This window comes from Chitinophaga sp. sic0106 (assembly GCF_019219075.1).
Lineage (GTDB): Bacteria > Bacteroidota > Bacteroidia > Chitinophagales > Chitinophagaceae > Chitinophaga.
Map to the genome: position 1 here is coordinate 345,817 of NZ_JAHUWJ010000006.1, position 15,773 is coordinate 361,589.

General features: G+C 48.0%; 11 protein-coding genes. 9 read left to right on the top strand and 2 right to left on the bottom strand.

The features are described 5' to 3' along the window. Positions 1 to 70: 70 nt before the first annotated feature. Complete coding sequence (locus KW844_RS11895) at positions 71 to 1,612, bottom strand: arylsulfatase (protein WP_218376948.1); 1,542 nt, start codon at positions 1,610 to 1,612, stop codon at positions 71 to 73. Positions 1,613 to 1,813: 201 nt separating this feature from the next. Between KW844_RS11895 and KW844_RS11900 the strand changes: the two genes are divergently transcribed. Next, on the top strand, positions 1,814 to 2,722 hold the full coding sequence (locus tag KW844_RS11900; protein WP_218376949.1) for a PorP/SprF family type IX secretion system membrane protein: 909 nt from the start codon (positions 1,814 to 1,816) through the stop codon (positions 2,720 to 2,722). Between the two features lie 84 nt (positions 2,723 to 2,806). Here KW844_RS11900 and KW844_RS11905 read toward each other — a convergent pair whose 3' ends face one another. Then, positions 2,807 to 4,561, bottom strand: coding sequence for an amidohydrolase (locus KW844_RS11905; RefSeq protein WP_218376950.1), 1,755 nt, complete (start codon positions 4,559 to 4,561; stop codon positions 2,807 to 2,809). 236 nt (positions 4,562 to 4,797) lie between these two features. Between KW844_RS11905 and KW844_RS11910 the strand changes: the two genes are divergently transcribed. The 8 genes from KW844_RS11910 (at position 4,798) to KW844_RS11945 (ending at position 15,771) form a co-directional block, all read left to right on the top strand. Continuing rightward, a complete protein-coding gene (locus KW844_RS11910) occupies positions 4,798 to 6,327 on the top strand; it encodes a sulfatase (RefSeq protein ID WP_218376951.1) in 1,530 nt (509 codons plus the stop codon). A 15-nt stretch (positions 6,328 to 6,342) separates the two neighbouring features. Next, positions 6,343 to 7,887: a sulfatase gene (locus KW844_RS11915; RefSeq protein ID WP_218376952.1), complete on the top strand. Its 1,545-nt coding sequence runs from the start codon at positions 6,343 to 6,345 to the stop codon at positions 7,885 to 7,887. 141 nt (positions 7,888 to 8,028) lie between these two features. Further along, the gene (locus KW844_RS11920) at positions 8,029 to 9,585 is read left to right on the top strand and encodes a hypothetical protein (RefSeq protein WP_218376953.1); all 1,557 of its coding nucleotides are present in this window, start codon (positions 8,029 to 8,031) and stop codon (positions 9,583 to 9,585) included. Positions 9,586 to 9,656: 71 nt separating this feature from the next. Next, positions 9,657 to 11,054: a hypothetical protein gene (locus tag KW844_RS11925; RefSeq protein WP_218376954.1), complete on the top strand. Its 1,398-nt coding sequence runs from the start codon at positions 9,657 to 9,659 to the stop codon at positions 11,052 to 11,054. Positions 11,055 to 11,126: 72 nt separating this feature from the next. Beyond that, positions 11,127 to 12,521 carry a hypothetical protein gene (locus tag KW844_RS11930; protein ID WP_218376955.1) on the top strand — a complete coding sequence of 465 codons (1,395 nt, stop codon included), beginning with the start codon at positions 11,127 to 11,129 and terminating at the stop codon, positions 12,519 to 12,521. 10 nt (positions 12,522 to 12,531) lie between these two features. Continuing rightward, positions 12,532 to 13,368, top strand: a complete 837-nt coding sequence (locus tag KW844_RS11935; protein ID WP_218376956.1) for a leucine-rich repeat domain-containing protein — start codon at positions 12,532 to 12,534, stop codon at positions 13,366 to 13,368. Between the two features lie 597 nt (positions 13,369 to 13,965). After that, complete coding sequence (locus KW844_RS11940; RefSeq protein WP_218376957.1) at positions 13,966 to 14,577, top strand: Pvc16 family protein; 612 nt, start codon at positions 13,966 to 13,968, stop codon at positions 14,575 to 14,577. Positions 14,578 to 14,583: 6 nt separating this feature from the next. Then, on the top strand, positions 14,584 to 15,771 hold the full coding sequence (locus KW844_RS11945; RefSeq protein ID WP_218376958.1) for a hypothetical protein: 1,188 nt from the start codon (positions 14,584 to 14,586) through the stop codon (positions 15,769 to 15,771). The last annotated feature ends 2 nt before the right edge of the window (positions 15,772 to 15,773 follow it).

Consider the following 15,773-nt stretch of genomic DNA (forward strand, 5'->3'; position numbering starts at 1 on the left):
GTACCGGAATTAAATCAGGGTCAAATAACTTTTGATTCACACCCTTAACTGATGAAAATTAGGATAAGCATTACCTGCTACCCGCAGCGGCTTTCACCGCATTCAATTTCTCCTCCATCGCCTTCACTCTGGCCGGATCTTTTTCAGCAAGATTCACTTTTTCAAACACGTCTTTTTTGATATTGTACAGCTGTGGCGCAGGATCATTACCCAGCTCAATATTTACATCTCTGGCCACTTTAGCGCCTTTAGAAGGCGTAATGTACTTATAATCCCCTTCGATGATCGACAGCGGCCCGCCTTGCGTAATCAGGTAAGGACGGTCCTGTTTGGATTTGCCCAGCAGCTGCTGCAACATATCGTAGCTATCCGCAGCATCGCCGGCAGCAATGGATTGGCCGGTGAGTTTTGCCAGGGATGCATAGAAGTCTACCTGTCCAATCAGGGTATTTGATACGGAAGACTTTGTAATTCCCGCAGGCCATTTTACAATTAATGGCACGCGCGCACCTGCCTCAAAGCTGCTGTATTTGCCACCTCTCAGCGGCCCCGCAGGCTTGTGGTTACCCACCAGTTCCTCCGCCTGATCCAGGTAGCCATCGTTTAATACCGGCCCATTATCACTGCTGAAAATGATCATGGTATTTTTCGTTAAGCCCAGCGAATCCAGGGCATGGGTGATTTGTCCTACAGTCCAGTCGAGCTGCAGGATGGCATCACCACGGAGGCCCATACCACTCTTACCTCTGAACTGGCTGTTAGGGTAGCGGGGTACGTGTATATCGCCACTCGCAAAGTAGATGAAGAACGGCGAAGTTTTATTTATTCCTATGAAGTCGATCGCTTTCTGCGTAATAATACCGGCGATGTTTTCATCTTTCCAGCGGGCGCTGTTACCACCGCTCATCCAGCCAATGCGGCTGATGCTGTCCACGATGGTTTGATTATGCCCCTGGTTCGGATCGGTGTGCATGCGCAGCTTTTCCGGGTTTTCTTTTCCGGTAGGGTCGGTGCCTACCTTATGTTTATAGCTTACGGTAATTGGGTCGTTCTGATCCAGGTTTACGACGCGGTGATTTTCTACAAATACACAGGGTACCCTGTCGAGCGTGGCCGGCATGATGTAGGCATAGTTAAATCCTACTTCGAGCGGGCCTGGCTTCAGGTCTGTGTTCCAGTCGATGGTGGTTCCCGGTGCACCTATGCCCAGGTGCCATTTGCCTATCACGGCTGTCTGGTAGCCGGCGTCCTGCAGCATGCCAGGCAGTGTTTTATGATCGGTAGGTATGATCAGCGACGCATCTCCCGGGGCAATGCCGGTGTTTTGCTGCCTCCAGGGGTAGCGACCGGTGAGGATACCGTAACGGGAAGGTGTACACGTAGCGCTGGTGGCGTAGCCGTTGGTGAAGCGTACGCCCTGTTTGGCGAGCTTGTCGATGTTAGGCGTATGAATTTTTTTCATGCCGTAACAGCTGATGTCGCCGTATCCGAGGTCATCTGCGTAAATAAAGATGATGTTTGGTTTCTGCTGCGCACTAACGGGAGAGGCAAGGCCTGCCAGGTAACAAAGTCCTGCCGCGAAAGTAAGATTGCGGATTTTTTTCATGTTCATAAATCTAAGTTACTCCAATTTCTGAATGATGTATAATTCTGTCGGGCTGCAACACAAACTACCGGAGTCAGCCTCGACGATACTATTTTCGCCCGACGGCTATAACATCTCCCGAAATTAATTTTCTTTTTAAATTATACATAGTACTTTTGTGATATATATAATACCTGCACCAAAAGCAGCTATTCAAAAATAAATTACATGATGTCCCGCATACTTATTCTCAGCGCCGCGGCGCTTACCTTATCCCTTTCTGCCAGCTCCCAATCACTGAGTAAAACCCCTGCACTGTTGGAACCATCGTCCACACAGTATTACATGAACCAGTACCTGGCTAACCCGGCAATGGCAGGGGCCGACAGTGGCCTGCACGTAAACGCTGCCTATCGCTCCCAGATGAACGCGGTAGAGGGTGCCCCCGAAACGAAATTTTTTACAGCCGATGGATATGTCGGCAACAGGGTAGGAGCCGGGCTAAATGTGATGAATGATAAGGCCGGCCTGCTGTCACGCACCCGCGTAGCCGCCACCTATGCCTATCATCTGCCACTTAATGAAAATGGTTCCCACCTGCATTTCGGGATTTCATTAGGGCTGAACTTCCAGCGGCTCGACTACGATAAAATCAGCGGGGATAACAGCGATCCGGCCATCGGAGCGTTTAACCGCCGCGACGATTACTTTGAAGCCGACTTCGGTATGGCCTATACGAACCAGCATTGGAACGTGCAGGCTGCATTGCCCAATATCAGGTCCACCTTCTCCGGTAAAGATCAGGCTTCCGTAAATGGAGGTACCATTCTGTTTACGGCCGTGAGTTACCGCTTCCTGCTGGAAAATGCCATCAGCTCCATCGAGCCCAAAGTGGCTTACCGCGCGGTGAAAGGATATGAAGGCATTGTGGATGCAGGGCTGAATATCGGCATCCTGGATAATGTGGCTAACGTAACAGCGCTGTACCATACCTCCGGTAGTTATAGTGTAGGCGCTGGCGTTAGAGTGGCTAAAACAGTACGCCTGTTGGGTATGTATACCAGGCAAACCAGCGGCTACCGCACGCTTACGGATGGTGGCTATGAAATAGCCCTGGCGTTGGATCTCTTCCGCTAATTAAAAATTATTTTATTAAATGACAATAGCGCCACGGGCGCTATTGTCATTTAATAAAATAACCCCAACTGAGGAGTATTTCAACTACTTCCGCTGAAACACCTGCTTCCCATCCTTAAAAGTGCACAGCACCTTTATGTCTTTGATGGCCTTAGGGTCAACCGTCACTACATCCTTGTCAAGTATTGTAATATCGGCCTTGTAACCAGATTTCAGCATTCCTTTTTTCTTTTGTTCCCCCCATTGATAGGCTGCATCACTCGTGATGGCCTGCAACGCCCGGTATGGCTCAATATGCTGGTCATAACCCAATACATCGCCATTCAAAGTAATGCGGTTCACGGCTGCATACATGGCTGCAACTAGGTCTGGTGGCGTAACCGGGGCATCGGTATGAATGGTGTAACGTAACTTAAGTTTTTGCGCATCCCCGAGTGGACTGATATAATTTGCCCTCGGCGTATCCAATACATTGGATTTATACCAGTCGCCCCATACCCATACGTGTATCGGAAAAAAACTTTGCATCACATCATCTCCCAGCTTTTTCATGCGCTGCAACTGGTCTTTACGGGCAGTCTGACAGTGAATCATCACATTTGGCGTGGGATGACGGATAATACCTTTATCCTGCAAGGTTTCAAATATCTGTAACGCCCAGCTGATGGCACTGTCGCCATTCATGTGGATATGCACCGGAAGCCCCATCCGCTGTACGGCTTCCACATCTGCCAGTGCCTGCTGGTAAGTATAAATTGGCGCACCAATGTAGGTGGAATCCTGCCCGATGAGCGGCGTGTGATAAGGTTGGGACAGAAATGCATCTTTCCCCTGCGGTGATCCGTCGAAGGTGAATTTGACCGCTCCCAGCTTAAAGTGGCCGGTGTATTTATTGTAATAGGTGGCCAGCTTTGGAAGATTGTTTTTATTCATGTCGTAATCGGGCAATACAATATAATCGCCGGTCAACAGCTTTTTCTCATTGGCATCCATGATTAAAGCAAGCGTGGCAGAATCCGCCCTGCCTTCGCAGATAGTGGTAATGCCATAGGAAAACCACTCTTTTTCCGCTGCCAGCAGATGCGCGACCATGGTATCATAAATTTGGGCAGGTGGCATATTCTTAGGAACCATCAGTGCTACCGCCTTGCCTAAAGCAATTACATTGGCGTTTTCCAACAGCAGACCCGTAACAGAAGTATCACTGTCTTTTACCACGGTGCCTCCCGGGAAAGTATCGGCTGGTGTATGCCCGTTGATACCCAACATTTCCAGGAATTTGGTATTACCCACGCCCATATGCCCACTCACATGCATCACATAAATAGGCCGCCGGGAATCAATGGCATCCAGCTGCTGCCGCGTGGGATGCTGATGCAGTTCCAGCTTGGAATCGTCATAGTTGTTACCGATAGCAATAGCAGTGGGGTTATTGGGATACTTCTCCTGTATGTACGCCTTCATTTGCTGTTGCAGCAACGGAATACTGGTAACTGTGCCATAGGGCGTACCGCTAAGATCCGCCATCAGAGAGGTAATCATGGCAAGGCCTATATGTGCGTGTGCATCAATGAATCCGGGTACAATGTAATTATTCTTGTAGTCGAGTACTTTCGTAACGCCATCCACAAAATAGTGAAGGATGCAATCTTTATAATTGCCTATATAAAGAATGGTGTCCTTTCGGATCACAATGCATTCCGGCAGATTGTTTTCCGGGTAAGCGGTTTCCATGGTACGGATCTTTCCCCTGATCAGGTAATCAGCAGTGTCTTTGCCCTGTGCGGTAGCCTGCGCTACTGCCAGCACAGCCAGCAAGCCAAACAAGAGTTTTTTCATAGATGGTATAATATGTTGGTTATTTTGAATGGCTGAAAAACAGTACTGGCCCTAAAAGGTTCAGCAGGTAAGTATGTATTTTTAAGGGAGATGTAAATGCTGTCGGAAACAGCCCCCTGGAATTATAATACCCCTGTGGAGTTGTAGTTTCTAAACAACTCCTGTTGTTATTATGTGAATGGTTAGCATAAATCCCAGGCATCTATTATTTTTATCCCAAACCTAATCGAATCTACATGCGGAGAAATCTGTTTATAACGCTTGCCTTGCTCGGTAGTACCATCACCGTTAGTGAGTTGCAGGCGCAGCAACGACCCAACATCGTCATTATCCTTTCTGACGACCATGCCTTTCAGACCATCAGTACCTTCGGCAGTAAACTGACGTCCACACCAGGTATTGACCGCATCGCCAAAGAAGGGGTGCGCTTCGATAAAGCATATGTAACCAATTCTATTTGCGGCCCCAGCCGTGCCACCATTATCACCGGCAAGTACAGCCATAAAAATGGGTTCAAGGACAATGATCACTCCGTGTTTGATGGCTCGCAAAATACTTTTGTGAAAGAACTCAATCGCGCAGGTTACCAAACCGCATGGATAGGGAAGTGGCACCTGGAAAGCAAACCGGAAGGATTTAACTACTATAAGATTCTTCCGGGGCAGGGCCAGTACTATAATCCGGACTTCCTGGAGATGAATGGTAAAACCACCCGCACAGAAGGTTATGTCACCAACATCATAGAGGATGAAGCAGAAAAATGGCTCACCAGTCGCGATACCACGCAGCCTTTCTGCCTCGTTATCGGCCATAAAGCCACCCACCGTAACTGGATACCCGATACAACGGACATGGGTACACTGGAAAACCGTACTTATCCGGTACCAGCTACCTATTTCGATGATTATAACTCCCGCGATGCCGCTAAACAGCAGGAAATGAGCGTGATCAAAGACATGACCATGGCTTACGACCTTAAAATGCTTTCCTACGATAAAAACATTGACGGCGCCATTAAACGCATGAATGCTGCACAACGCGCAAAATTCGATGCCGTATATCAGCCCATTGAAGCGGAGCTGAAAGCAAAAAATCTCAGCGGCAAAGCATTGGCGGAATGGAAGTACCAGCGTTATTTGCGTGATTACCTGGCCACTGCCCAGGCGCTGGACCGCAATATCAACCGGACGCTCAACTACCTGGATGCACACCATCTCTCAGAAAACACTATCGTAATCTATATGTCCGACCAGGGCTTTTACATGGGCGAACATGGCTGGTTCGACAAGCGCTGGATGTATGAAGAATCATTCCGTACACCGATGGTGATGCGTTACCCGGGTGTGGTAAAACCTGGTACCGTGGCCAATCAGATGGTACTGAATATGGATATTGCACCTACCATGCTCGAAGCAGCCCGCGTGAAAGTGCCGGCAGATATGCAGGGCCAGTCCATGCTACCACTGCTGAAAGCGCCGAAATCCAAAGGCCGTGACGTGCTGTATTACCATTACTACGAAAATACGGTGCATGCGGTGTCGCCACATTTCGGGATCAAAACGCCCCGCTACAAGCTCATTCGCTACTACGAACGCGTAGATGGCTGGGAACTTTTTGACCTGCAGACAGACCCGCACGAACTGCATAACCTGTATAACGATCAACACTATACGAAACAGATTGCTGAACTGAAAGTCCTGCTGAAACAACAGATCACTAAATATGACGATCAGGAGGCAATGCAGATCGCATTTGGTAAAAAGTAATAACCACGCTGAACAATGAAAAATCACATCTCTGCAATTATACTGGGACTGATGACCATCACCGGCACCGCACAGGCCCAGCAAAAACAAGCCCCTAACATTATCCTCTTCCTGGTGGATGATATGGGATGGATGGATAATTCCGTACCATTTAGTGGCGCCAAACTCACACTCAACCAGCGTTATCATACGCCTAATATGGAAAGGCTGGCGGCGCAGGGTGTGCTCTTTTCCAACGCGTATGCCACGCCGGTATGTACGCCCAGCAGAATCAGCCTGCTTACAGGCATGAACGCTGCCCACCATGGTGTTACCAACTGGACCAATCCATCAAAAAATAAAAATACAGATGCGGAGGATAGTACCTTCAGTCCGGCTCCATGGAATATCAACGGGCTTAGTCCGCGCGAGGGCGATAGCGCCACCGTATATGCAACACCGTATCCGCAGCTGCTCCGCGATGCCGGCTATTACACTATTCATGTAGGTAAGGCACACTGGGGACCCATGGGCATGCCAGGTGCCAACCCGCTGAACCTGGGGTTTCAGGTAAATATTTCCGGCCATGCTGCCGGGCATCCGCAGAGCTACCTGAGTGAAGAACACTATGGAAACCTGCCGGGAAAAAACAGTGCACAATCGGTTCCTGATCTGGAGGAATATTATGATTCGGGCGACTTCCTCACCGAAGCGCTTACCAAAGAAGCGATTAAGGCGATGGCCAATCCAATTGCCCGCAAACAGCCATTCTATCTAAATTTGGCTCATTATGCCGTGCATACGCCTATTACGGCTGATCCGCGGTTTTTCCAGAAATATAAAGACGCCGGGCTGAATACTGCCGAAGCGAAATATGCTTCTCTGATTGAAGGGATGGATAAAAGTCTGGGAGACATCATGGACTACCTGGAACGGCAACACGTAGCCGGCAATACCATCATTATTTTCATGAGCGATAACGGGGGGCTTAGTTTGAACCCGCCCCGCGGCGGCGCCGCGCACTCCCAAAACCTGCCACTCAAAGCGGGGAAAGGTTCGGTACATGAAGGCGGTATTCGCGAGCCGATGTTGGTGAAATGGCCGTCAGTAGCCAAAGCTGGTGCCGTATGTCACCAGCCGCTGATCATCGAAGATTTCTTTCCGGCCATCCTGGAAATGGCTGGCGTGAAAAAATATACTACTGTACAGCAGGTCGACGGAAAGTCGTTTGTGCCTATGCTGCGCAATCCTTCGCAGGTGCTGCCGGAGCGCTCTTTCATATGGCATTACCCGGATAAATGGATTCCGAAAGACGGACCGGGTATCAATTACCGCAGTGCTATCCGCCGCGGCAACTGGAAGCTGATCTACAACATGCGCACCGGGGTAAAAGAACTCTACGATCTGTCAACCGATATCGGGGAGGTCAATAACGTGGCGCCGCAGCAACCGGAGAAGGTGAAGGAGCTGTCGCAGCTGCTTTCCAACCAGCTGCGTGCCTGGAAAGCGCCGATGCCGGTGATTAAAGCCACGGGCAAAGCCGTGCCTATGCCGGATGAGTTGATACAGGTATACCGGTAACAATCTATGTTGTAAAAGGCGGGGATACGGGTGCTGCCCGTATCCCCGCCTTATTATTATCTAGTACTTTTCTCCTCCTCACTGAACTGATTTTCTTTGTACCTTAGTTACATTGTTTAATGCCCCATAACCCCATGTAAAATGAAAATTTATAGTAATGGCAGCACCGCTGTTAGTAATGCTAACGTATGGCATGCTCCCAAATCCAATCGCGTAAACATTCCAGCTGAGCAGGTAAATAAGCATCTGCCTGAATTAAATGCTTCCGGCGCCAGATTCAGAGTGCCTTCCGGTAAGAGTATTTCCGAAATGTCGGATAAGAACGTAAAGATTCCCGTGGAAGTATTTAAAGACAGGGTAGCAGTTATGCTGCAGCGAATGGCATTGGAAAACCAGTTGAACGTAGAGATGATCATTCCTGAACTGGCTCAAAAAATCTACTCCAAAAAAGATGGAATGAATCTGGCCGCCTATAATGCCGCCCTGAATTTGAATGTGACGGTGATTCCTGAAAAGAGTCTGGATGATATAGAAGAGTTGCTGGAATCCAGGGCTGATGATAACAAACTCAATTACAAAGTGGTGGTTGACCAGTTTTTAAACCGGATTTTTCCGCCGGGAGGAGCAGTGAAATTAGGTTTACTTCCTGGCATGGTAAAAAAGAAAGACGGAGAGTCGTTGGTTTACGGATCGGTATTGGATGCCTATTCCAGGCTCAATTCTTCCGAAATGTCGGACATGAGGAGTACGCTCTCCAAAGCCGCCAAACTTTGTAAGGAGGCTGCTGAAAAGGAGGAGTGGTTGAAAGATGTTTTTGGTAAGGATAATATGAAAACAGCAAAGGAGATGTATCCGGTGATTGCGGCGAAGCTGGAATTTTTGAAAAATAATATGAAGACTAACATCTCCGTTGATCGTAACGGAGACGCGGAGCAAATGGGCGTAGGTGGATATGCCCTTCATCAATTAGGGCTGGTGCACTTGATGGGGGCAATAGCTAATCAAACAGATGAAGACGAAACGCTGATGACCATGATCCATGAAGCAGCCCACCTGGCCAGTGCTTCCATCGATGATCTGCGTTATTACGGCAGACCAGGATTTTTGTCTATGACCCATTACCAGAAAATCAACAATGCCGCACACTATGAGGAAGTGCCAAGGCGAATTCATGGCAACAGCAGCTATTTGGGTGAGGTGTTTACTCCGGAAAAAACTGCATCAGGCAGGTCGGAATCTACTGAAGAGGTCAGAAGAAATGCCGTTGGCGATAAAGTACAGTGGCTATGGAAAAAGGCAGCGGATGTCCATGATGTGCTGGTGATCATGAGGCGGCAACTGGAAGAAGGCAATAAAAGCGATTTTGAAAAATTCAAACCGGATCTGGTAGATATCTCCAAAGCATTTGGCCTGACCTTACATACCCAGTCTGGTAATATGAGTATTACAGGGTTTGACCTGGTCCTTATTGAGGGATTTGTACATACATTACATATATTAAAATCTAAGGTTGGTAAGATGCCGGTGATGCAATTTGAATCGGCACATGATCCGGTAAGAGAAATTATTTTAAATGCACTGGCACAAAAAGCACTTTTCCTGGATACTAAGCAAGCCAGGGATTTTTATACCTGGATTGAATACCATCCGGAAGTGGTAACCAGGGTGAATACAGGTGTGAAAATGGTTAAAAAATAAGGGCTGCGCTGCTTACCCGATAAGTTTTGTAACTTAGGGTTATTGTTAAAGGTACCCCAAACCGTATTTACATGCATCACTTACAAAGTAAGCAGCGCAGTGCCGGAGCCTCTGCCTTTACGAGTGCAGCTGCCCACGTGAAAAATAACCATCTCCCTGAAAGCAACCGGAAAATAACCCTGCCGGACGCTATGCAGGCACATTTGCCCGCCGTAATGCGGGCAGACAATCCTAAATTCAGATTACCGCAGTTTGGTAGTATAAAATCCACCTACACAGATAAAAAACTGAAGTTGTCCGAACCAGTGGTGCAGGACCGCGTAAGGCGACTCCTGGAGCGGATGGAAGCGGAAGGCCGGCTTTTAAGCAGCGATCCTGTGCCGGTAATTCTTAGTCAGATTTTTCCCGCACCGGGCATGATGGATGAAGCTGCTTTTAATGCAGCCATTGATGTGACGGACCGCTCAGTCGTGTATCAGTCCATCAGCGATTCCCATACAAAAGTAGAAAGCACTACCGATAAGCCCAGGCTGGATATTGCTCTCTCGGACGCAGCTACCTTGTGTACCAATGCTGCCGGCAACAGTGCCGGACTAACGGATATTTTCGGTAGCAAGGATACGGTAGCCAAATCGCATTATGAAAAGATTGCCAAAGTGTTGGAAAAAGTGCGCAAGGATAAGGACAAGCATATTTCAACCGACTATAACCTCGATGATGATGAGGTTGGCCTTGGGGGCTATGCCCAGTTTGAGGACCAGGAGATGCACATATTGAGCAGTGTAGCCAAGGTTACCGATCCAAAGGAGTCGCAGGTGACGCTGATTCATGAAGCGGCGCACCTGGCTGATAAGTCCATAGACGATCAGCTGTACTATGGCTCCCATGGATTCCAGGGGATGTCGGAGCAACGGAAGATCACCAATGCTGCTCACTTTGAAGAGCTGCCACGCAGGGAACTCAGCATCAGCATTTACCCCGACCCCATGGTGCCCGGCATGCTGCCCGGCGGTAAAGCCACTAAAGAGGATAAAGTAAAGGAAGCTGCTGCCGACCACCTGCGTATGGCCTGGGATGCAGCTGTGGATACTTTTTCACTGGTGAGAGGGGTGCGTAAGCATATATTGGCCGGCTCGCAAAAATCATTTAATAAACATAAAAGGCTGCTGCTGAAAATTTCCAGGCTGGAAGATCTCACTATTCACGAGCAGGCCCGTAAGGCCAGAACCGTGACCGACCTTGACGTGACCATTGCAGAGAGCATCGCACATAGTTTTTCCGTACTCACCGAAACAATTGAAAATATCCCTTACCCGGCGGCACACCATTTACGGACCAAACGCCGGTTAAAACTTGAAATGGTAGCAGGGGCGATCAGCCAGGAAAACAACCTGCTCAAAGACCCGGACAGGGACATGAAACTCACCAACTGGATGGTGGCACACTACCGGAAACTTCCTTCCGCGTAAGTCAGGTATTACAAGATAAGTTTCGTAACTTAGATAAGTTGTTAAGTACCCCATTACCCCAAAACGAATTACATGACTACCTATCATAGCAGGCAACGCGCTGCCGGTGCTGACAGTACGAGTGCAGCTGCCCATGTGAAAAGTTCACAGCGCCCTGATGATAACAGGAAAATAGCCTTGCCTGACGCTATGCGGGCGCATTTGCCGGCAGTAATGACAGCCAGCAATCCTAAATTCAGGCTGCCTGAGTTTTCCAGTGTAAAATCTACTTATACAGATAAAAAACTAAAAATCGGTGAAGCCACCCTGCAGGGGCGTGTGACACGTTTGCTGGAGCGCATGGCCGCGGAAAAACGACTGAAAAGTAAGGACTCCGTAGCTGTCATTATCAGTAAAATATTTCCGGCGCCTGGCGTGATGGACGAAGTGGCTTTTAACGACGCGCTGGATACCGGGAAAAGATCTGTTATTTACAAATCCATTGCCGACTCACATACCACCGTGGAAGCTAAGGTGGATAAACCAAAGCTGGATACGGCCATGGGCGATGCGGAAAAGCTTTGTGCCAATGCCGCCAAAAATGCGGCAGGGCTGACGGAGGTATTCGGTTCCAAGGATAAGGACGCCAAGACTTTCTATGGGACTATAGAAAAGAAGATTCAGGATGTCAGGAAGGATATGGACAAGTTTGTAACTACGGACTATAACCTGGATGATAAGGAAGTGGGCTTGGGAGGGTATGCTTTTTTCCCTACGCAGGAAATCCATCTGCTCACGCAGGTAGCCCAGGTAACCGATCCCAAGAAAACTAAAATCACGGTGATTCATGAATGTGCGCATCTGGCAGATGCTACCATTGATGATCAGCATTATTATTCCGACCATGGCTTTGAGGCCGTACCTGAAAATGAAAAAATCACCAATGCTGCTCACTTTGAGGAGCTACCGAGGCGAGAGCTGTCGATCAGTAATTTTCCCGGCACCCTGAAGCCCGGCGTGATGAGTGGCGGTAAAGCCGCTACCCGGGAAGATAATGTAAGGTCTGCCGCCGGCAAGCATATGCGCAAAGCATGGGATGCCGCAGTGGATACCTTCACGCTGGTAAGAGGCGTCAGGAAAGAAGCGATGGCGGGTAATGACAAGCCTTATAAAAAACATGAATCTTTGCTGGACACCATCTCCAAGCTGGAAGACCTCACCATCCATGAGCAGGCGAAGAAAGCAAGAACTGTTACTGATCTGGATATGACGATAGCGGAAAGTATTGCGCATAGCTTTCATGTGCTGAGGCACACCATGGCTGCCATTCCTTTTCCTGCTCCCGGAAAACTGACGGATGATCAGCTGAAAGATGAATTAATAGCTCAGAACATCAGCAAAGAAAATAACCTGATGAAAGATCCGGCAAGAGATAAAAAATTAACCGACTGGATGGTGGCGCATTACCGTAAACTGCCATCTGCTTAAACCTGTTGCCATGCCCGAAATGATTAGGTTTGCCGGAATTGAATATCCCATTGATGCCACGGAAATCCGCATGGCGAATGTGTTTCCGGTGGACTTCACCCCCTTGTCGAAATTGAAGCAGCTAAAGGAGTTGACGGTCATTCAATCTAATCCGCACCGGTCGCCGCTGTCTGTAGGGGAGATCTCGCTGAACGGCCTTGAATCATTAGTGGCACTGGAAAAGATTTCGCTGGGTTACCTGCCGGTAACAGATATCAGTGCGCTTGCAGGCTTGCAGCAGCTACAATTCCTGGACCTGGGTAATACTAAAGTGAATGATCTGTCGGCCATAGCCGGATTGGTGCATCTCCGGACGCTGATCCTGAGAAGCACTCCTGTAAGCAATCTGAAGCCACTGGTGCCACTCACCGCACTTGAGGAGCTGGATGTTTCGCATACCGGGATTACTGACCTTGCCCCCTTAAAAAGCTTATTATCTTTGGAGATATTAAATATCGCCGGGTGCCGTGTACAGGATATTACACCGGTGCTTCCGCTAAAGGCGCTGCGGTTATTGACTTTTTACGATACGGCTATTGATTCTTTACAGGTGGTTAGCCGGATGAATTTTTTTAAAGGCCTGACTTCCCTTGATCTGAGTGGTACTGCTATCACGGATTTATCTGGTATTACTGCTGCGGTAAAATTGCAGGAGTTGGGATTGTATAATACAAATATCCGGGATATTTCATTGCTGGCTGAATTGCCATCGTTAGGAGTGCTGCGTATAAATACGCAGCAGGTGCCTCCTGAGCAGGTAGAAGTACTGGTGCGGAAACACCCACCTGTTCAGGTGTTGCAGTTTTAACGCCAAAGGGTATACGGTTTTTACACTATGTAATTATTGCTGGTAGGGTGTTTCGGACGATGTAATTTTTTTATTCTGAATAAGTTGAAAATTATTTTTTTAAGTGAATTCTTTTTTTCCTAAATTTGAATTCAATTGTAACCTCAAGTATATTGTAACCTCAGAAGTTTGGTTTTTCTTCAAGATTACTTTTAGACACATTAAACTGGATTAATTATTTCTGCTTTTTTTATTGTGGCCGTAATTGGCTACAGGACTTATTTTGTGTGAATGTAAAGACTATGCTGGTTCTATGAAAGCGAGTGTCGGAGTCTGAGCGTCTGGATTTGTTTGTTAATGGAAATGTTCAACCCCAATGTTTCATTTCCTTCTATAGTGTGGTAGAAACTAATTATTTGGCAATCACAGGGAGTGATGTCAAAAGTGGATTAGTCAGTTGTAGCCTTGTCGCGCAATGCGCGGTGATGTGTGTCAGAAGATGTTGTCTGACTACAGGTAGGTTACAGCCGCTGGCTTGCGCAGGAGTACTGTGTCAGTTGGTAAGTATATTCAACTTTTAGCGACTTCCCATTGGTGTACATTATTAATTCTGATTTCATGATACGTACTGCATTAGAGTTTATCAGGAAAGAACTGGAAAACTACATTGTGGAAAGAGAACAGGACCCTGCCTACAGTCCGGGTAATGTAGTGGAATTGAAGCCGCTGGCACAGCCAGGTGGCGCCATCAACCTGGATGATAACATGCATATCACCCTGATGCTGGTAGGGGTGGAAGAGCTGCGCCGGGAGGGTAAGCGTCCGTTTTTTGTGCCCGCAGATGAAAAGAATTTTTTCCGACTGCAGCCACCACTGGAGCTGGAACTGACTTTGCTCCTCGTTGCAAATAATAAGCACTATGAAACGTCGCTGCGCGACCTTACCGATGTTGCGGCATTTTTTCAGGCTAACCCCGTGTTTGACCAGCAGAACTATCCCGGATTAAATGAGGGGGCTAAAACACCTGATACAAAGCCATGGCAGCTGATCGACAGACTCAGCTTCCGCCTTCTCAGTCTCACCTTCGAGCAGCAGAATAACCTCTGGAGTATGCTCGGTTCCAAATACCTGCCCAATATCGTGTATAAAATGACTCTCCTGAATGTATTCGAAACCAGAGGGAAAGACAAAAGTGCAGGCATTGGTGAAGTTAACTACAAAGAAAATTAATCAGCCATGAGTGGTATACAGACAAAATACAACCCCCTGTTCGCCGTAACCGTGCGGCAGCTGTATTATGATAATAAAGTTTGTGCACGATACAGGTCTGAACCACAGCCGGATTTTAAGATACAGCCCACTGCTGAAACGCTGAAAATGATGCAGCAAACGGATATGGTGTTCAAGCCTTCGCCAACAACAGGTGGCTTTGGAGTGTATGTGAGAGTAGGGGAAAAGACCGGCGGCGGAAACTATCCCCTGCGATATAAACCTGCTAAATACGGTAAGCTCACCTTCTGGCTGATGACAGCCAACCCGGCACTGCTCAATTTCAATGACCTGCCACTGCAACCTGGTTCCGGTATGTCGTACTACTTCAGTAATCATATTACGGATAACGCAGCACCCCGTGGCGACCTGCATATCAGTCTCACCGCCGATGGCGTAAAAGGAGCAAATGATTTGATAAAATTTAACGGTAACGCTTATACGTATGTTTCCGCTACACCCGTAAACCCGGGTGATGCCACCGTAGTGCATCGTTTAAGCGGAGCAGTGCTGGAACCTAAAACCATCGTAAATGACCTGGCTGGTTCCAAATTATTGTTTGACCTGTCCGCCTTGAAATCCGGTGTTTGTGACCTGATGATCAGTGGCAGCAGTAAAGAGAAATTCTACTATACTGCTGAAAATCCTGCGGCCAATGTTTTTGGGGTGATGGAAATTGATTTGTCGCCCACACTGACCGCCAACTACCGCGTGGTAGAGCCGGACCTTACCCTGACAGCTCCGGCGCCGGTATACAGTCTGGAGTTTCCAAAACGAAAAACTACCTGGCGCTATACACTTGCACTTACGCCAAACAGTCCGCTGTTTCTGGAAATGGCCGCTATGAGCGCACCTGATAAAGCGGACTTTCTGAACCGGCTCAATGTAGTCAGTAATGACACCGCTATAAAATTCAAAAAGGAAAATGTGAGTGATACGGCCATTGAATTCGTGTCACTCAACCCCATTGCTTTACAGGAAGTATATATCTCCGGCTCCAGTATTGATCACGACCGGTTAGGGCTGGAGTTGAAAAAATATATCGGAAACGCCAAGGAAGCCACTGTGAAGGCCGATCTGCCGTATCCACCGTTGACAAGTGTCAACAACCTGCAGGCCCCAAATATTTATTCAGACATATTTCTAACACTTTAACT